The 19,260-nt window shown below is 49.0% G+C and carries 16 protein-coding genes; 1 reads left to right on the top strand and 15 read right to left on the bottom strand.

Features of this window, described 5'->3' with window-relative positions; translation table 11 throughout:
* Nucleotides 1–83: 83 nt before the first annotated feature.
* From IEX60_RS06790 to IEX60_RS06860, 15 genes are all read right to left on the bottom strand, one after another.
* A complete protein-coding gene (locus tag IEX60_RS06790) occupies nt 84–2,783 on the bottom strand; it encodes a zinc-dependent metalloprotease (protein WP_229717455.1) in 2,700 nt (899 codons plus the stop codon).
* Between the two features lie 144 nt (nt 2,784–2,927).
* On the bottom strand, nt 2,928–6,125 hold the full coding sequence (locus IEX60_RS06795; RefSeq protein ID WP_188748830.1) for a CHAT domain-containing protein: 3,198 nt from the start codon (nt 6,123–6,125) through the stop codon (nt 2,928–2,930).
* Between the two features lie 38 nt (nt 6,126–6,163).
* Nucleotides 6,164–6,916, bottom strand: coding sequence for a tetratricopeptide repeat protein (locus tag IEX60_RS06800; RefSeq protein WP_188748832.1), 753 nt, complete (start codon nt 6,914–6,916; stop codon nt 6,164–6,166).
* Nucleotides 6,916–7,485: an RNA polymerase sigma factor gene (locus IEX60_RS06805; protein ID WP_188748834.1), complete on the bottom strand. Its 570-nt coding sequence runs from the start codon at nt 7,483–7,485 to the stop codon at nt 6,916–6,918. Before IEX60_RS06805 ends, IEX60_RS06800 begins: the two co-directional genes overlap by 1 nt.
* 175 nt (nt 7,486–7,660) lie before the next feature.
* Nucleotides 7,661–8,845 carry a serine hydrolase domain-containing protein gene (locus IEX60_RS06810; protein ID WP_188748836.1) on the bottom strand — a complete coding sequence of 395 codons (1,185 nt, stop codon included), beginning with the start codon at nt 8,843–8,845 and terminating at the stop codon, nt 7,661–7,663.
* Nucleotides 8,846–9,029: 184 nt separating this feature from the next.
* The gene (locus IEX60_RS06815; protein WP_188748838.1) at nt 9,030–9,728 is read right to left on the bottom strand and encodes a hypothetical protein; all 699 of its coding nucleotides are present in this window, start codon (nt 9,726–9,728) and stop codon (nt 9,030–9,032) included.
* 16 nt (nt 9,729–9,744) lie between these two features.
* Nucleotides 9,745–10,380, bottom strand: a complete 636-nt coding sequence (locus IEX60_RS06820) for a porin family protein (RefSeq protein ID WP_188748839.1) — start codon at nt 10,378–10,380, stop codon at nt 9,745–9,747.
* 231 nt (nt 10,381–10,611) lie between these two features.
* Nucleotides 10,612–11,052 carry a lipocalin-like domain-containing protein gene (locus IEX60_RS06825; RefSeq protein WP_188748840.1) on the bottom strand — a complete coding sequence of 147 codons (441 nt, stop codon included), beginning with the start codon at nt 11,050–11,052 and terminating at the stop codon, nt 10,612–10,614.
* Between the two features lie 211 nt (nt 11,053–11,263).
* Nucleotides 11,264–11,890 (bottom strand): putative outer membrane beta-barrel protein, encoded by a 627-nt coding sequence (locus tag IEX60_RS06830; protein WP_188748841.1) that lies wholly within the window; start codon nt 11,888–11,890, stop codon nt 11,264–11,266.
* Nucleotides 11,891–11,930: 40 nt separating this feature from the next.
* On the bottom strand, nt 11,931–13,727 hold the full coding sequence (locus tag IEX60_RS06835; RefSeq protein WP_188748842.1) for a serine/threonine protein kinase: 1,797 nt from the start codon (nt 13,725–13,727) through the stop codon (nt 11,931–11,933).
* Between the two features lies 1 nt (nt 13,728).
* Nucleotides 13,729–14,613, bottom strand: coding sequence for a Stp1/IreP family PP2C-type Ser/Thr phosphatase (locus tag IEX60_RS06840; RefSeq protein WP_188748843.1), 885 nt, complete (start codon nt 14,611–14,613; stop codon nt 13,729–13,731).
* Nucleotides 14,613–15,269: a hypothetical protein gene (locus IEX60_RS06845; protein ID WP_188748844.1), complete on the bottom strand. Its 657-nt coding sequence runs from the start codon at nt 15,267–15,269 to the stop codon at nt 14,613–14,615. Before IEX60_RS06845 ends, IEX60_RS06840 begins: the two co-directional genes overlap by 1 nt.
* Before the next feature lie 17 nt (nt 15,270–15,286).
* Nucleotides 15,287–16,960, bottom strand: a complete 1,674-nt coding sequence (locus IEX60_RS06850) for an FHA domain-containing protein (protein WP_188748845.1) — start codon at nt 16,958–16,960, stop codon at nt 15,287–15,289.
* Between the two features lie 158 nt (nt 16,961–17,118).
* Nucleotides 17,119–17,616, bottom strand: coding sequence for a hypothetical protein (locus IEX60_RS06855; RefSeq protein ID WP_188748846.1), 498 nt, complete (start codon nt 17,614–17,616; stop codon nt 17,119–17,121).
* A 139-nt stretch (nt 17,617–17,755) separates the two neighbouring features.
* On the bottom strand, nt 17,756–18,724 hold the full coding sequence (locus tag IEX60_RS06860) for a hypothetical protein (RefSeq protein WP_188748847.1): 969 nt from the start codon (nt 18,722–18,724) through the stop codon (nt 17,756–17,758).
* A gap of 86 nt (nt 18,725–18,810) precedes the next feature.
* On the opposite strand from IEX60_RS06860, the gene IEX60_RS06865 reads away from it, so the two are divergent.
* A complete protein-coding gene (locus IEX60_RS06865) occupies nt 18,811–19,233 on the top strand; it encodes a secondary thiamine-phosphate synthase enzyme YjbQ (RefSeq protein WP_188748849.1) in 423 nt (140 codons plus the stop codon).
* Nucleotides 19,234–19,260 lie beyond the last annotated feature (27 nt).

Genomic DNA, 19,260 nt, shown 5'->3' on the forward strand with positions numbered 1-19,260 from the left:
AGGCGGAATATAAACAAGAAATTCGGGCATCTTGTTAGGTTAAAATCCTAAAAGATGCCCGAACTGTAAAGAAAACACCCCGGTTAAGACGCCTTATCTACTGATAAGGCTTTATCGATTAAGAACACTAGGTTCTTCCGATGCGCATCGGTTTGGATGTCAGATGAAGCTGCGCCGGCCAATTTCGATTTAATTGCAGTGAGCGTTGCCAGTGCTGCCGCCTTACTTGCATAATCATAGCCGGTTTTTGCTTCCAAAATACCACTCAATGCAGCTACGTAATCGGTTTGGAGATTCTGACGGATCAGGTTAACACTGCCGCCCAAATCCGCATCAAAAATATTCGCTGTCAGATCCTGCATTACTTCTGCCACTGAATATGTGTTACCATATAGACTGCTGTTGCTGATACGCGAGAGCGTCGTCGGATGCAAGATGTGTGAAAGCGTACTTACCTGCAACGACCGGAACGTATTCTGGGGTTTGTAATCCTCCGTGCTACTGAAAAAATTGAAGCCCCGGCGTTGGGGTTGCAGGTAGGGAAATAAGGAATAGTCTTCGGCAAAGGCATCCGGTGCATAGATGTATGTACCAAGCAATGCCATCGCTTTCTTCTGCAGTTCAAGCGGCACCGGTGTATAAGGTTGCACATCGGTGCGCTGCCCCACAAAGCTGCGGTCTACATATACCCCGCCAATGTAACGGCTGATGGCAGCCGCCATACTAAAACGTTGGTTATTAAGCTGGCCATACCGCTGCAACAGTTCCTGATAGCTTTGATTAGGTCTGCTAAACCGTTCCTTCAACTTCGGCATCATGTCATTCACCAGGAGGAAGCGTTCTTCACCATACGTCATCATGTCGTTGGAATGATCGTTGACATTCACACGGGGGTCGATGGCCTTGCCCGGGCTGCGCATGTCGTCGGCATCGTTGCCAAAAGCCAGTTGAGGGTCGGTACTGCGGCTCAGGATTTTATCCAAGCCTTTTTCCTCCTCTGCCAGAGAAAACGGCGTGTAACCATACTCAATTGCCCAGATGTCATAAGGGCCTGCTTTTGTCGTATAGTAATCCCCCTGCTTGCTGCGGTCCCGGCTTACGTTGATGGCCGGATAGTCCATCACTGACCCTTGCAGTCCGATCTTCCGCGTCAACTTGGTATCGTGCAGCTGTTCGGGACTTAACATCTGGCTGGCTTTCATGTTGTGGTTCAAACCCAATGTATGGCCCATTTCATGCATAATCAGGTAGTACAGGAATTGCTTGTGCATCTCTTTGACCGTGGCTGCCTGTTTGGCCCCACCAGCGTCCGCATCCAGGGTCTCTACCACAGCCATACCGGTCTGGAACTGCATGCTTAGCTCATTGGCAAGGTTACACATCGCCATCCGGTTCACCTGCGAATGGTGTACATATTCCGATTGTGCAGCTGCCGCCTGTTCGGGATGTTCCCAAGGCAATGAACCCAGGGCTGAAACACCACCATTGAACAAATCATCGTAAATGGGCGTTCCGGCTCCCGACTTCCATTCCACGGTAATATCCGCACCCAAGATCTGTCCGGTCAGCGGATTGAAAAAGCTCGGGCCAATGGCACCGTAACTGGGACTGCTTGATGATTTCCAACGGATTACATTATACGCGATGTCTGCAGGGTCCCAATCAGCATCATCCGGCATTTCTTTCATGACAACAGCGTTTTTAAAGCCCGCCGCTTCAAATGCTTCATTCCATTTCTCGCCTGCCTCTTTGATAATCGGCCTGTATTCAATCGGTGTCGTATTTTCTATCCAGAATACAATCGGTTCAACAGGCTCACTGATCTTCGCATTCGGATTTTTCTTCTCCAGGTGCCAACGGCTGATAAAATCCCGGTACGGCGCGGGGGAAATCGACGTCAGGTCGTCCACTTCGGCTCCAAAATATCCTACACGTGGGTCATCCCGCCTGGGTCGGTAATTGTTCTGTGGGACCTCTAAAAATGAATGCTGCATCCGGACCGTTACATACCGGGCATCTGTAATGTCCTTTCCGCCCCCATTCATCGGCATGGGATTGTCGTACGCAAGCCGCACGACGATGTCCGTGTTTTTTGGAAACGACCGTACCGTATCGTAACTTGATTTCGAGACATTCAGGTTTCCCAAATTAAATACAGCGCCCGGCGGAATTCCCGGGGGCATTGTTGGCTTTACCTGATCCAGCTTATCGCTGATGAACAGCCCATCAATCGGGATTAGATAGCCCGCACTGTCCGAAGCAGCGATCTTTTCTGAATAAAAGACGGCATCGGCTACGTCCGCATTGGCTGCCTTACTCACCGGATTATCGGGATCGTAGTAAAACGATGTATTCTTCCGTAAAAATTCAATCCGATCGTTATTCTTGCGGATGCTGAACAGCCAGGTATCACGAATCATATTCTGGTTCAGAAACAAGGCTGTGGGTCCACCCATCGAGAAGCTTTGGTAAATAAAATCTTTACCCAACTGCCCTTTTTCGAGGTAGAGCTGCAAACTTGCGGTGGCCGTGTCTCGATAGAGGGTAAAGAGTCCGTCTACCTTCTTACTTGTCTTGACTTTATCCTCAATCGAAGGCTTTTCAGGCTTCTTTTTAACGGAGTCTGCCGCCGCTTTCTTTGTACTGTCAGGCGGTGCTACTTTTGTGGTGTCCGGTTGTTTTTTGATTGATGTATCCTGCAAGGCATACATCCGTAGACTACCCGTGGCGGGCGAAGCAGAAAATAGACTGCCCGCTATAGTCAATAGCCATACATACTTCATAAGATTTAGTTAAAAAAGTGATACCATTCATGTGCGAGTAACGGTGTCAATCCTACGCATTTTAGATAAGACGCCGCTACGCTAGTTTTGTTGCGTACGAACATCGTAAATTATGACATCAATCCTTGTAACATTACTGTTTCATTAAGCAGCCTTCTGCTGTTTTCTCCGTTTGATAAATACGGTCCCGGCTACCCCAACCACCAACAGCCCTAAGCTCCAATACAGCCATGCGTAACTTTTATAAAGTGGTTCCGCATCGCCAATCAGTGCCAGTCCGGCCCAATAATAAGGATGAGATAACCGGCCTGCATGTTGATGCATCAATTTCAGTTTTGCATTCCGTAAGGCGGTGCTTTTGCTTTCGCCATTTTTCAAATTTTCATAGAATACGGTGATAATGTCTGTACTCGACTGTTCATCAATCTTCCAGAGGCTCATCACCACACTGGGACAGCCGGCATACATAAAACTATGGGCCAATGATACGACTCCTTCACCGTTGCGCCATGCCCCGGCACCCGTTTCGCAGGCAGTCAATACCGCCAACTCGGCACGTAACTGCATTGCATAGATTTCGTAGGTATACAAATAGCCATCATCCGCATCGATCCCGTCATCGGACATGGATTTTGCAAAGAACAAGCGGGATTCCAATGGTGCCAAGTTATTCACTTCGGCATGTGTACCCAAATGCAGCACATGGTATTGCGGCGCAAGACGTTTAAACGTATTTTCCTGCGCCTCCTGTTCGGCAAACAGATCGTGCTGAAAAAGTTGTCCGATGCGCTGTGCAGCCCGTAGGGCGAAAGGCTGCCGATACAGGAAGAAGTAATCCTCATTCTCGAACGTTTGGCCGGTTAGTGATTTCCGGTAGTTAGCTTTCATCTCATCGGTAAAAACCGGAGCGAAAAGTAATGCTTTGAATTTATGCTGTGCGCGGTACGCTGCTTTCAACTGCAAGGCACTTGCTGCTGAGAGCAGGTATGATATGTCGTATTTACGGATGAGATAAGGCATATCAGCGAACGACTTCTGCCCACCGTGCGTGATGAGTATTTCAAAATTAAGATAATACAGATCTGCGTCCGGTATAATCAGCAGCCTGTCAGTAGAAAAATAAGCTGCTACCGGCTGGATCAGTGCTTCATAAAGCCGGTATGCGGGCCCAACAAAGTCCTGCGCTTCTACCCTATGTAACATCCTAAGGGACGCTACATCTGCCAACACACTCCGTTCAACACGATGAACATGGAAAGATTCAGGTGTAAGCACATAAATAAATACGGACTGATCGGTCGCTGCGTACTCAAGCAGGGTTTCACCGCCTGTCAATAAGCGGGCGCGGATATCATCTAATGTGGGGGGTGCCAGCTCGGTTCTCCGCATGATCAGTTGGTCGCCTGCACTCCGCAAGCTATCCTGAAATACCCGGTAGCGTTCGGCTTCGGCGGATAGCAGCGTCAGCAGCGAATCGTTCCTCGCGCTGTTCAGGTATTGTTGGTTCAGGGCGGTGATCCGGCTCCGGAATACCCGGTCTCGTTGGGTGGAAGCTTCTTTCGCCATGCTAGAAGCGTCTACCAGCATATTATTGGCCGCAAGCCGGAGCAGGAGCGCTTTGCTACGCTCTGCATAGCCGAAACCGCGGATATTGAAAGCCTCGTCCTTTCCGTACCGGGACATTTCCCAGCATGCCTGCATTGCGTATGAATAAATCCGCTTGTTAACATCTGCCAAATCAATCAGTGCTGCCTGCGTCCGGAATGCATGAAGGTTTTCGGATACAAATGCCGAATAGTGATCTGCAAGGATAAGCAGCATTTCCAGCCATTTCGTTTGGCCGGATTGATGGAATAACTGTGTCAATACCTCCATCCGCTGTTGAATATAAACCAATGTATTGTAGCTGAAAGGTAAGCGCTGAAACCAACTACCGACACGATCGGGTAATTCATCTACCCCTACTAATTCGGCAAACACGTCATCCGATAATTCGAGTGCGTCAACAGGGCGGTGAGCCTTCAGGTAGGTTTCACACAGTCTGTGAAGGACCTGTGCAACGGCATCGTTACCTTTCGGATACAGTATCCGTATAGCGGCCAGTACCTCACGCTGCATGGCCAACGCTTCTTCAAACTGTCCCGACTCATTCAATACCTGGGCGAGATTCTGCTTAGTGAGCAAGGCAAGTTCCGTATCAGCAGCTTTTGCTTTTCGATACCGCTGCCAAGCGGTTCTATACAGAAGACCTGCCTCGTTAAACCGCTCCTGTTTGAGATACAGATCTCCAAAAAACGTTTCCACATAGGCCAGCCCTAACACATCGTCTGGCGCACGGCGTTTCTGCAATGCATAAGCTCGGTCAAAAAGCTGCTCGGCCTCATCGTACTGCCCGATCTTCAGCTTGATCACAGCCAAATCCACCCAGACTTTCACCATCCCGATACCATCCTCGCCATAGGTTTCGAGCAACAGTTTACTCCCCTTTTCCAAATAGGCCTGCGAAAGGAATGGTTCATGCATATAATTGTAAAGAGTTCCCAGGTTTTGGTAAGCCGCGGCCAGTGAAAACCGGTTTTCGGATTGGATGAAGTTTCGGTACTGTATATCCACCGCTCTTTGGCGATGATACAGCGCTTCGTCATACTGCCTAAGTGCCTCGTAAATAATAGCCAGGCTATTGTGTACAATCCCCATATTGGGATGATCCGGGGGGTAGTGCTTTTCAGTGACCTGCTGAAAAGCCTTCCCATCGGCCAAAGCCTGTTCAAAATTCTCACTGTACCGACTGATGAAAAAAAGCGTTTGCCAGATCATCGTCATATCCGCACCGTCTTCCCCTTCCAGCAATCGGTTCAGCCGATAAGCCTTTTCGGCATATTGCCTCGCTTCGCCATACCGTTCTTCAATCAGGTACATGACGGCGATGTGATTGTACAGGTGCACATAATGGCGGTTAGGCGATTCTGTTCCCCGGATTTCCGCTTCTGCCCTTTCGAAGTAGGCTGCGGCTTTCTTCAGCTCGTAAAGCTGGGTATGGAGCTGCCCCATCCGACTGAACGCCGCAATGCGCGCAACATTCCCTTTGGGCAAACGGGCCATCTCTAAAAAAGCGGTATCCATCAGTCTTACGGCGTCTTCCAATCCTTTCTGGGTCCAAACGACCAGCGCGTGTTGTGAATAGGCCAGCAACAGGCTATCCGCCTTTCCCGCCGACCGAAAACAGGCGATTGCGTGCAAGCCATATTCGTTAGCTTGGTCTAACTTATTTTCGCGGTATAATCGGAAAGCCCGGTTGTAATTATCTCCACAATCCTGCGCGGGCGCTGCATAGCTGGCCATGAAAACCAAACAACCAATTAAAAGCGCCCTGTCCATCGTCAATGCAACTGTTTCAGCAATTCCTGCGCACGTTCATCACCAGCAATACGTTCCAACAACGAAACTGCGTTTTTCCGTTGGCCGGTATGGAGGTAACAAAGAGCCAAATACCAAGTGGCCTCCTTATGATAGGAAGCATTGCGGTCACCGGCTACTTCCATCAGCTGTTCTTTTGCACGGTCCATGTCACCGAGCTCCATGTACGCGATGCCCATGTAATATTGCAAGGTATCGGTGGTTCCGGATGCCTTGGCAACCGAGTGCCACTTTTTCAACGCATCATTATACGCACCCTCTTTATAACTGATCATGCCATCATAGAACAAATAGCGCAGGGTGTCAGCACTACCCATTTCCACCGGTAATCCCACATCCGGCACAAAGTATGCATGGTACAACCGTTCGCTCGAAGGGGTCGAAAACCAAATCCACCAGATTCCGGCCAAAACCAATAACGCTACCGATGCGGCCACCCATCCTACCCGGTAAGGTATCAGTCGCCTGCCTACCGTTGCCCGTTCCTTACTTTGCCCTATCTCCGCGTGATAGGCATCTAACTGCTCTTCGAGATTTGCCTCTCGGATACCGATCAAAAGTGCCTTTACTTCTGCAACCTTAGACCGGAATCCGGGTTCTTCGCTCAGCCGCCGTTCGAATGCGTCCAATTGGTCGGGCGGCATTTCACCACTTAGGTAACTTGCGATCAGCGCAAGTTCTTCTTCCGGCAAGTTGTGTGACGGTCTTTTTTCCATTATCTCGTTTCCTCCTTTAACACCTGTTCACGCAGTTGCTTTAAACAGCGGTACTTATTGTTCTTCGCACTGGTCTCCGTCCAGTTGAATACTTCCGCAATTTCACGCAGGCTTTGCTTACGGAAATAAAACCGGCCAAGCAGTTCCCTGCAACGCGCGCCCAAATACTTATATTGTTTTTTCACGGTATTGATGTATGCATCGGTTTCATCTGCATACTCCTCCGAAACCCTATCAGATCCGGACTCCTCATCAACCGATACCTTATATTTATTTTTATTCTTCCGTAATTCATCAATCCACTTATTTTTCCCCACTCGCATAAGATAGGCGGCGAATTCCTCCTCGTCGCGGGGTGCAAACCGATCAGTTTGCACGTTTCGCCACACAGCCAAGAAGGCTTCTTGATAGATATCCTTAGCGTCATCGGAAGAACCATTGTTCCGTACAATGTATAACTCCAACGGCTTGTAATTCGTAGTATAAAGGACGTTAAGTATACGCTCCTCATCGGATTTCAGACGCTCAGTGAGTGACGGTCTTAATTGCCGGGAACCAGGCTGATTCATATGGTCTCCAAAAGTTTTCCGGCTAATTTAAATTTAATTCTTCATAATTCTATTTCTTAATTAAAACACAGGGTATAAAAAATAAAAAGCCCCTATTTCTGTGAATATATCCGTCTTGACATCTTATATCTCTTTTTGTATATATCCTTATAATCGTTAAATCTTAAAAAGGTCATCAAAATTGATCGATATCCTGCCAAGGGATCCCACCATCGAACGTTATGTAGTTAACGATTCCGATAAAACTATTCAACCCGTTTTCTGGAGTCGGCTGACGGCGTCCGTTAGCGGTTGCGGCGATACAGATGCCATTACCGTTGCGGTAGAGTATCGCAAACGTGCCGGGCAGGCTACCCCACCAAAACCATTCATCACCCTCCACCACCCATCCGCAGCCAAAATGCCATCCCCAGCCAATGCTTGCTGGGGTTGTCGATGTCATGGTCGCTATTGCATTCGCATCCAACAGATCGGGGCGCGTCGGCAAGCCATCTACCGCATTGGCAAAGCGCAATAGATCGGTGGGCGTACTGAGCCAACCCATGGCTCCATTGCCCCGGGTAAACTGTGTGTAATCGTAAACGTAGTCGGTATCTCCCCCTTGGCCGTAATACTTCACTTCGTCTGCCTGTCGGTCTGCGAGTAATGCACCCGCAATGGTCGTTTTTTCCGCTCCTACCTGATCCAACAGCTCACTTTTCACGTATTGCTCATACGAGATCCCACTGGTTTTTTCGATGATCCGGGCCAACAGCATGTAGCCGAAGTTACTATAAGCAAAGGCTGATCCCGGTGCTTTGGACAATGCCAGGTTATCCAACGTCCAGTTGATGACATCGGTTGTGTTCAGGTTCTTGTCGAAAAAAGCGGGGTCATTATCCTGGCCCCAACCACCGATGGTATGGTGCAACAAGTCGCTGAGTGTGATGGCCGTCACGTAGGTTTTGTAGGGTTGGGTACCATATTCCGTACCCAATATCCCACTCGTTCCAAAAACTTTTTGATTGATAGAAAGCTTACCATCCTGAATCAGTTTCATAACGGCGGCTGACGTGATCAGCTTGCTTACACTGGCTATGCGAAACCGTGAGTCAACAGTCACTTCCGCACCGCTTTCTTTATCGGCAAGGCCATATCCCTTCCGGTAGACCAGTTTGCCGTTTTTGCTCACGGCAAGGGAGACACCGGGGAAACCATTGTCTGAGAGGAATTTTTCCATCCGCTGATCTACTTCTGCAATCGGTGTTTGTGCGTCTTCTTTTTCCAGAGGGGGCTCGTTGTCTTTTGAACAAGATGCCAATACGAGGACTACCGCGAGGACCGATAGCCATGTGCGAAATGTTGTTGTTATTGTTGCCATGAGTTGGATGTTATTTTTATTTATACCGGTAGATTTAAAAAAAGGTCATCAAAATCGGGCAATGTTCCGGGGCGTCTTTCCGAATGTGATGTGGTCCAGGACATCTCAAGGTAACAGGGAAAAAAGAGCGCCCTTCCGGGTAGCTCATGTTTACCTTTTCGCTGTCTTTTGTTTGCATGGACCATTATCTTACCGAACTTTGCATTTGTGAAAGGCCGGTGACAGCCGCTGGGTTGATTTCCAATATTTTTGTGGTTTTAGCCGTGATATCAAGTGAGTTTACGCGTTCCGAAATCCCGTCCTCGTCATGTGTTATGCGAGCCTCTCCTTCTTTGATAAATTGTATTCCACCGTTGCTGTTGTCCACATTGATGAATGCCATTTTGAAATCTTTGATGGAAGAGCCCTCCAGGATACCCGAGTACAGGTAAGCAAATATCGCTGAATTGGTTCCGCTCGTCGAAATTTCCATCGCATATACCGTAAAATGGCTGCCTGAACCGGATATGGCAGCAATCGTACTTTCACTGTTACCGGGGCCTTGCTTGCTTGCCACTTTCAATGTAAAATCATTTTTGTTCAACGAAGAGAAGCTGTATCTCCCATCTGCAAAACGGTGTCCAACTTCATATTCACCTGCACTTGTGATGTTGGTTTTAAGCAACATAATAGGGCTTATATGATAAATGCCGGTGATGTCTGGCGGATTGATTCCTTCGTGGATGGGCATGCCCATTTCTTTGAGTACATTAAGGTAGTTGCCCGGAATAATTTCTTGGATTTTCTTTTCCTGAATTTCTTCTTTCTGAGCAGATTCGTCATCTTTTTTGCAGCCTATCATCATGAGTATGGACAGGCATAGTACAAGTTTGATTGTTTTCATGTCCGTATGGATTTAGTTATTGGATGCTATAGCTCAGACCTAAGGTAAAAAGGCGGTTATAGGCCTTTGACCCGTCTGTACCTTCTACTTTGAAAATATTGGCCAGCCCGTGGTTGTAGCGTAAATTGACGCCAAACTTGGGCAGTATCTGATAGCCAAGGCCTGCTCCCAATCCAAAATCCACTGTTTTGAACTCATCGTTGTCGGCATCGGAATAGTCAAAATATCCTTCTTCCTCATTTTCTACATCTTCTTCCCCATATGGAATGAATTTGTACTTGGCGACAAGTTTTGTCGCAACATAGGGCACGAGGCCTACTTTCAGTTTCTCTGAGATGCTGTATGCCACCATCACCGGAAGGGTAATGTAACTGGATCTGAGGCGAAATCCGTACAGATCTTCCTCGGGTGCAAACTTATACCCCAAAATGCTGTACTGCAACTCAGGGCGCAGGCTGATCTTATCTGACAGCCCGAATTCGGCAAATCCGCCAATCTGAAAGCCGATGACTGATTTGGGTTGTTCGACGTCTTCGCCGCTTACGTTTACGGCACTTAAATTGGGGCCTGCGGTCACTCCAAAATGAATGTCCTGTGCCTGTAAGGCTGTTGTTAAAACCATAAATAACATGGCGGAAGTAAATTGTTTCATTGCTTTTTGATTTATGTGAGATAGTTTGTTGAGCCATGTGCAAAATGTTGTTGTTATTGGTGCCATGAGTTAAACGTTATTTTCATTTATATCGGTAGATTTAAAAAAGGTCATCAAACGAGGATAACAGCTAAATAAGAAAAATCAAAAAAAGGGTGCCTCCCAACCCGAAGCCCCCTCATAAAACTGTTTTTTCTAGCGTTGCAGCACCACGGCGATGCTCCACAGTTTCTATTGTTTTCGATAGGTTTCCTTTACGATGTTGCCGGCGTCGTCCCGGTAAGTGACCACCAGCTCCTTACAGTTAAAACTTAAAATCGTAGACGTTCCCGTGTTCAGTATCAGTATACGGCTGTTTGTGTTTACATCCCACGTGCCCGAAGTGCTTCCATCCGGGTCACATTTTTCTCCCCCATCGGTGTAAACGAATGTTTTATCTGCTTTCAATTCGTTGATATCGTCCAACTCGCAGTCGTCATAAATTTCGTGGAGTACATCGCGATCGCCGCTCGCCTCAACGTAGCTAGCCGCGACTATTTTGTATTTTCCCGCCAGCGCTGCAACCGTGAGTTCACATTCTTCTTCGGTATCAGCTAACTCCTTTTTTTTACAGGCCGTAAACAGTGATGAGGTAATAAACAGTGCGCTTAGCACAAAAAGTAATTGTTTCATGGTCTTCGTTTTTGTTCTTGTTAAACCTTATATATACCCGGCTATCGTAAACATCTAAAAACGTCATCAATAAAAACACCGTCCTAACCAAAAAAGCCCCACCCATTCGTCAACTACCGGACAATCGATACGAGTTATTTTTTCCATTATATAAAATGCGCCCTCCCAGGCAGGAGGGCACTTCACTAAACACATAGAACGGTTGATGTAGTTAATTCAGCAGAGATTGAATGTTGCACTTTATCCCTACCGTCACCCGGAATGCCGTAATATCCGGTTCCTCACCGGTACGTTGGCCGTCGAAATATTCGCTGTTTTTCCCTTCTAGGGTGAAAAGTCCTTTTGCATATACCGCCCACATCGGATTAAAGAAATACGCAATACCACCCCCTACATGCGGTGCATGTGATTTTACCTGCACATCGGCGTATCCCATATCGTAGCTGATTTCATTCATCCCCAATACCCGGTTGCTGTAACCCGCCTGGACAAAAGGCCGCCACGCATGGATCGTTCCGAGAAAGTTGAGCCGCAAGCCAACATCTAACTGGCGCATCGACATGGATTGCGCATCTACGTCGCCCACGGCAATGGAGGAATAGGAAAAACCTAAGTAGGGCTCGATCAGTTCGGTAATACCGTAACTGGCCGTTACTCCTGCCCCGTAGCCACTGCCGGCATTTTCGGAGAGGAATTCGTAGTATTCCGAACTCCATCCCATTAAATTAGCGCCGGCTGCTACATTCAGCCCTTTGACGGAGGAGCGTTGCATAATTTGCCCGTTGGCAGCCAGGCAACCAACTGCTGTGACGAGCACTGATACTAGTAATTGTTTCATTTTCTTTGTTTTTGTTTATTTTTTGATTCCTTTCTCCTATTCACGGCACCGTAACTCCCTTTTCAAGCATCACCACAAAATCTGGAGACGCTAGCATATCCGAGCGCTTGCCGCTGAGTTCGCTTTTCGCGAAAGGAATGGTGCGTCCGCTGACACTGCTTACGTTATTGAACCGGATACTGACCTGTTTCGAACCCACCCGGCGGATCTCCGCTGTTGCCAACGCGCCTGTAGGGATAATTGTATATCCGCGGTAGGTAACAGGTTTAGTAACCGAAAACGAGAGTACTTTGCCTTTTTCCAAGTGGGTTTCTTCCAGTTTACCCCGGAGTCGCAAGTTTACGGCAATGGGTCCATCAAGTACCATGGTGGCTGGTGTGCGGTCAGACCCCGGATTTGTTTCGCTTTCGGGGTTGGAGGGCAGCCGTGTATCCGGAATTTCTTCAGGTTCCTTTTCTATTGTCGCCGGTTCTTCTACTGTTTTTATCACAGGTGCCGGTTCATTCTCCGGTTTGCTTCCGCTGGGTTGCCGGGGGCTACGCGACTCCTCAGCCGGGCTTTCGGACTCGGCTGAACTTACCGAAGGCTGCCCTCCGGTAGCGGCTAACAGCTGCTGTACATCTTGCTGCACATGGGCCTCCGCTATGGGATCCGACCCCATAGCATCCTCTCCAGAAGCCGATTGCCCAAGCGAACGCACCCCCTCGCCGGGTACATGAACGGATGATACTTGGTCTTGCTCACCAGCGGTCTGTTGGCCGCTTGGCCAAAGCAAGAACACCAATGCAATGACCGCCAACATTGCGGCGGCCGCTCCGGCTGCATACACCCCATAACGATAGCGCTGTCTCCAGTGCGGGTTATCCATCGGTTGCACAGCTAAGGGGGTACTTATCTTTGTGGGCTCCGGCACCTTCGTATGGGCTAGGTTGGCCGGCGGTATCCGTGATACCGCCGGCATTACGGTTGTCGGTACAGGAGCGGGTTTCACGCGATGCAGATTGATCGTCCAATCGTGTGGAAACGCATTGAGTAATGCGTGGCGGAACTGGTTTGTATCGCCAAAACGTGCCGTAGAATCGGCCTCCATGGCTTTTCCGATAATGCTTGCTAGTTTTCGTGGTACCGCCTTATTTAGCTTGTCCGATGGAAGTGGCTTCCCTTTGATGATGGCCTGCATCAATGCGAACTCACTTGTTCCCTTAAAGGGCAATATGCCCCCGGTAGCTAATTCGTATGCCACTACCCCTAATGCATAGCAATCCGAAGCGGGGGAAGGTTCGCCTCCCTGGATCAGTTCCGGGGCAAGGTAATCCAGCGTACCGATGACGCTTTTCACTTTAGTCAATCGGTTGGCCTGGTCTGAAATCCGGGCGATGCCAAAGTCCATGATTTTTACAGAGCCATCGGGAGTCAGCATGAGATTCGCCGGTTTGATGTCGCGGTGCAGCACCCCTTTTTGGTGTGCATATCCCAGCCCTTCCAGCAATGCAACCAATATAGGCACCAACAGTTGGGGTGATAAGGCTCCATGCCTATGCACGTAAGCATCCATGTTATCCCCCTCCACGTATTCCATAACCATGTAATGATCGCTGCCCTGTTGGACGTAATTATACAGCAATGCGATATTGGGATGTGACAGCCGGCTCAATATGCGGGCCTCATTCGTAAAGCGTTCTAGAAAAGTCGCATCGTACACCAGATTGGCATTGAGGTTTTTGATGGCCACCTTCCGGTCCAGTGCCAGATCCGTAGCCAGGTAAACTTTGCCCATACCCCCTTCGCCTAAAAGCGCATCTACCCGATAGCCCTGTATTGTTTTTCCAATCATCATCTTAGGGATTTGATGTACTGTTTTGAGGCGATTCCCGCGTTGCTTTGGCGTTGCTTTCTTGTTCACGTGGTTGCACCCGGGCCAACAGTACCGTAATGTTATCATGCCCGCCACGGCGTTTCGCCTCGTCTACCATATTCTGGGCCATTCCACTGCCCATATCTTCATCCAGGTAAGTGAGTATCTCTTCATCTGATAAGTACTCATACAGCCCGTCCGAGCAGAGGAGAAAGATGTCGCCGGGCATTAAACAGCCTTTCTTGCAGCATATTTCGGGAGTTATCGTTGCCGAAGCACCCAATGCCTGTGTTAAGATGTTTCTTTTGGGATGCTTCAATGCCTCATCGTGATTTATCTTACCCGTTTGCACGAGGTATTGCACATATGTTTGGTCGACTGTCAACTGCGTCAGTTCCCCCTGGTGCAAGCGATAGGCCCGGCTGTCGCCTACATGAGCGACATACAACGTATCGGCCACCGCAACTAAAGCCGTGCAGGTGGTTCCCATTCCCTTGTGCTCCTCCGCCTGTCCAGTCTGGTAGATTTCCGCATTGGCCGACCGAAAAGCGTCCCTGAGCCGATCCAATATCCGGCCGGTGCTACCAAAGAAAAGTTGTGCTACACGTTCTACCGCTATCTTGCTGGCTATCTCGCCACTATTGTGTCCACCCATACCGTCGGCCAGCATCAGCATGATTTCAATTTCCTCGGGTGTGCGCCCATCTTTGGGATATACAACAACTGCGCGGTCTTCGTTATTGGACCGGACGTTACCCACATCGGTAGCGATATCAATACCTAAAACGCCGGCACAACCCGTATTTTCCAGCGTGACCCATGCAGGGGGGTTACGCTTGCGCTTTCCAAACCATGGACCCCAGGCCATTAGCTGTGTGATTGCTTGCGCAGTAATACCACCCCCGCCATCGACAGCAATGCGGCTCCCAACAGGGAGTATCCGGCAGTCTTCATACCCGCATCGCCAACGGTCGTTACACGCTCCGTTGGCCGTTTGTATTGGATGGTAACATAATTGAATTCGTCTTTATCAAATTCCATCCCCGTGACATCCGCGGGCAGCGTAACCCGCATGTTTGTCTGCAATACATTGTATCCCATGTTTTGGGAAAGCGTGGCGGTGAAACTGTTTTCCGTGATCTTTATGGGTTGTGTTTCACGCAAACCCAATTCGGCCAACCAGTTGTCTTTACCGAGGTACCTCACCACACCTTTCGCTTTATAGGTCAGCCGGAAGCTACGGTCCATCTCATTGGGTTCGTATTTAAAATCGAAGAGGTACAATGAGCTCAACGACTTCTCAATATTGCGTTTCAGGTTAGAAGCGTTACCGGCTCCATAGGAATAGTTCCACCATTGCCATTGCATGGCATTAAGCTTTCCCGAAATTACGAATGTAGCATTACCCGCTGAATCGATATGTGCTTCGCTGTTGAAAATCAGCGGTTCCTTCACTGTCTGTTGGCCCATTGCCAGCAATGTAGTGACCACCACCAGGGCGATCAAGGCAACTAAATTCTTCATAATTATTATCGTTGAGTTTACAATTGTTGTTGTGTTTGTTGCTGTTGGAAAACCAATGGACCACCCAGGGCCATCCGCTGCGCCAGTTGATCCACTTTTATACGCATGAAATTGTCGTCTGTAAGTTCCATGGGATGGACTCCGCTATTGATCAGTTGCTTCACGTCGATAAGCGAGTAGCCCGGTGCTCCCTGCTGGGCTTTTTGCATGAATTCGTTGAGCTGCTTCATGCCGGTCTCAAAAGCCTGATCGGCCGTAGCAATGTAGCCCAGTCCTGCTCCCCCCACGGCGGTAGCCTCGATAGCCAGGTACTGACCATTCACCCGCACACCGGGATAGGCATGACCGGGGACAAAGAAAATCACGGGATCCAGTCCTTCACTGGCAAAAACGCTCGCATAGAGAAATGCCATCTCAATGCAAAGCCCGGTATTGCCCGTGATCACCTCACGGGGCAACCGCACTTTCTGTTGGGTGCTGACAATATCGCCTATCTCCTGCTGGGCACCGCTGGTGCCGCTATAGACCATGCCCGTACGCCGCGTAGCTTCGTACACCCCCATCATAAACCGCACCACTTCCTGTGGATTCTGACTCACACCTGCGGTTGCACCCCCGAGTACTTTTTCCTGCACCTGCTGTGTATAATATTTAACGATAGGGTCTTGGGGCGTGATGAATACGGGCGCCAGGTCGTTGTTGTCTTCCATGTCCTGCTGCCCCCTGATTTCATTGACGGGAATATTGGTATACATGTAGTCGTTGCGGCTCAGCATCTGGAAGGGATAGGTTTTTTCATATTTTTCCAGTTTCCCACTATTCATGTATGTGATGCGTATCTGCATCCGTTCGCTCGATTGTGTGGTTTTTTCCACTACCCGTTGGGGAAACTGCGGATAGATGGCCACCACGGAAGCTCCACCCGGTAGAATATACCTGATCTCATCGGCCGTAGTCCAATCAATGTAGCCGGGAACCGAATAATCCACTTTGACATCCTGCAGTTCACCGCTGCCCTTGTTGTCGACGACTACCTTGCAAAAGTAAAACCGTCCGTCAAGAGCCATGGGGTTCGCATAGACCTTGTAGGCCGCAGGCATCATCGCCTGCAAGGGGAAAATCTGAATGTCCAATTCCCCATCGCCCACCATCTTCGACACGGCCGTTTCCCTGGTGAACCCCATCCAGAGCATTGCAGCCGCCGCCAGCAGAAAAACAACGGGTATCGCAAACCACCCTATTGTTTTTGCTCTTTGCCGCCCAGCAGGCACATAGTCCATGACCTGTTGGGCATCGAATACACCGGTGGGCGATGGGATGTCGATGACCTGTGTAGGCATGGCTACAGGGACCGGACGCGGGTCGAGGTCAAAAATAAAGGTGGGGCCGTTGTTGCCCAACTGTACCTCGTCACCGGGACTCAGTTCTGTACTGCCTGTTATCCGGCGACCATTTACATACAGTCCATTCCGCGATCGGTTATCTTCGATCGTTATCCGGCCGTCCGGCTGCCGGACAATCCGTGCGTGTTGCCGACTGACCACTAGCTCGCGTTCGGGGTCAAACCGGATCTCACTCTGTGGATCACGCCCGATCCGCAATTCGGGCAACGTAAAATCAAACGTTTCCATCTGATTTGCCTTCGTGCCTCCCTTGTACTTGATCTGATACTGTTTTACTGTTCTTTCCATAACCTGAGTGGTTGTTAATTGTGTTTAATGGAGATATTCTTGAAACCTATCGGACGAGTATCCAAAAGGTCAACAAGAAAGTTGAAAATAACAGATCAAAGATGGAGGATTAGGCTACAACTGTATATACCACAATTGTAGTACGCGGAAAGGTTGGATCAATTCCTCACGAAAGAAGCAATCGAGCCATCCAGGTTGAAAAATACATCCCACGCTTCACGTGAACCGTCTATCCGGTTGGGATACCAGCGGGTAATGCCGTGATGGATAATCAAGTAGACGTGGTCTGTTGAAGATGCACCCGCTATGGACGCTGCTTTTTCGTTATAATTTGCAACCACCTTGGCGGCCGTTTGCAGGGGTACGCTGTCAAGAGCCACCAATCTTTCCAGTATGTTATCGTGTACGGAAAGCTGTACCGGTATGGGGCCGCTCCACTGACCGCCCTGATAGTTGTACGCATCGACATAATCGGGCTTCTCGGGGTGCTGTAATTTGGCCATAATGCGCCCATCGTCGTAGAAATGGATGTCGGCATACAGGTATATGGATTTGCCACTGTATTGGGGCAATTCGCGTAGTAGCCTTTCGGCACGATTAAGTGCAGCCGCATCGGTCACGAAACCGGTGATGCGTTCATCAGAACCCCTTTGCATGGCTTCTTCAGGCTTGGTATTGAATGTATCTGTGATACTTTGCGATAACTGCTGGCAGCTGATAAAAAGGAGGAATGGGCAAATCCATATGCCAGGAGCTACTATTATATGCAAACATCTTTTCATATTGGATATACTTTTAACCCTCCAGATCGGCGGCAAATACTACCTTTTGAGGTTGGTTGGCCAAGTAAAAAATAGGTATAACCGGTGTTTTGGTTATACTCATGTCCAACAAGCTGATCACTTTTTTCACGGTCGCCCGGTGCGTAATTCCCTGTACATCCTCATATTCCAACTCAAAACGAACCTGAGGCTGTTCGTTGATATAGGTCCCTGTCTGCTGAGCATCCAGCAGCCGTGCTTCTGTCCGATACCCACCATATTTCAGTGTCAACACGTCTCCGGTTCCCAAAAATAACTTCCCGATTCCTCCGCCGAAGAGCCACCCTATGCCCAGTAGCGTAAGCGGGCAGATCAGCAATGGATGGAAAAAGACAAGGAACCGCCATCCGGTGCCTCCGTGTTCATAATGGTAGCTCAATAGATAATAAGCTATCACCGCTGCTAATAGTAACAGCCACCCTAGGATGGCCAACAGCCAGCGCCCTTGGTCTTTCTGTACTTCCGAGCCATCTATCGCAAGCACAGGAAGCGTACCCAAATCCCTACTTATCCGTAGGCGTACGGATTTCCCCACATCAAACCGCCGTTGAGCCGGCCGTGTATCAACGATTGACAGGGTTTCTTGTATTGGTGTTCCGGCCAAGTTGCCGAAACGAAGGGTGACCGATAGCTGCGGATGCCCCTGTATCATTTTTCCCGTGGCCTTTGATGCAATCACCGCTGCGTCGCGTAGCATCCCCTCACGCACCAACCGCCGTGTGCGATGCTCATCCCTAAGCGGTTGCAGAACCCACTTCCGGAATATGCGAGCCAGCCAATAGGTCCATAGCAGCACCGATACCGACAAATAGGTAAGTGCCAAATATGGGCCGGACAACGAAAGGGCGGATCGTTCTCCACCTGCATAATTAATACTGTAGTAGAGAATCATTGGGAAGGGCACCGCGAAAAAAAATGCATACAGTGCCCAAAAAACAGACATGCCTTTTCTATTCACAACCGTAAATATAGCATATATTTGTTGTTTCTGGCAGTTAACGATGTAATTCGATTCATCCTTTCAGGTTTATGGAAATTTTTCAGCGACAAATAACACTGCGTGAACGGCCCCGTGGGTTTCACCTGATCACTTCGGAAATAGCGGGCTGCTTATCGGCGATCTCACATTGGAAAGCTGGTATGTGCCAAGTTTTTATTCAGCATACATCGGCCTCATTGACGGTCAACGAAAATGCGGATCCTACGGTACGGATCGACTTCGAAACGTACTTCAACAAAGCGGTTCCCGAAAATGATCCCGATTACCGGCATGATTACGAAGGATCGGACGACATGCCTGCGCATCTTAAATCATCGTTAATGGGAGCTTCTGTAAGTATTCCGATTCAGGAGGGAAAGCTTGCTTTGGGAACCTGGCAGGGCGTGTATCTGTGCGAACACCGGAATCATGGGGGGAGGCGGAGGCTTATGATTACCGCCTGGGGAGCATAAAAAATGCGGCTCTTGCTAAGCCGCATT

Source organism: Parapedobacter defluvii (assembly GCF_014642075.1).
In the GTDB taxonomy this organism is placed as follows: domain Bacteria; phylum Bacteroidota; class Bacteroidia; order Sphingobacteriales; family Sphingobacteriaceae; genus Parapedobacter; species Parapedobacter defluvii.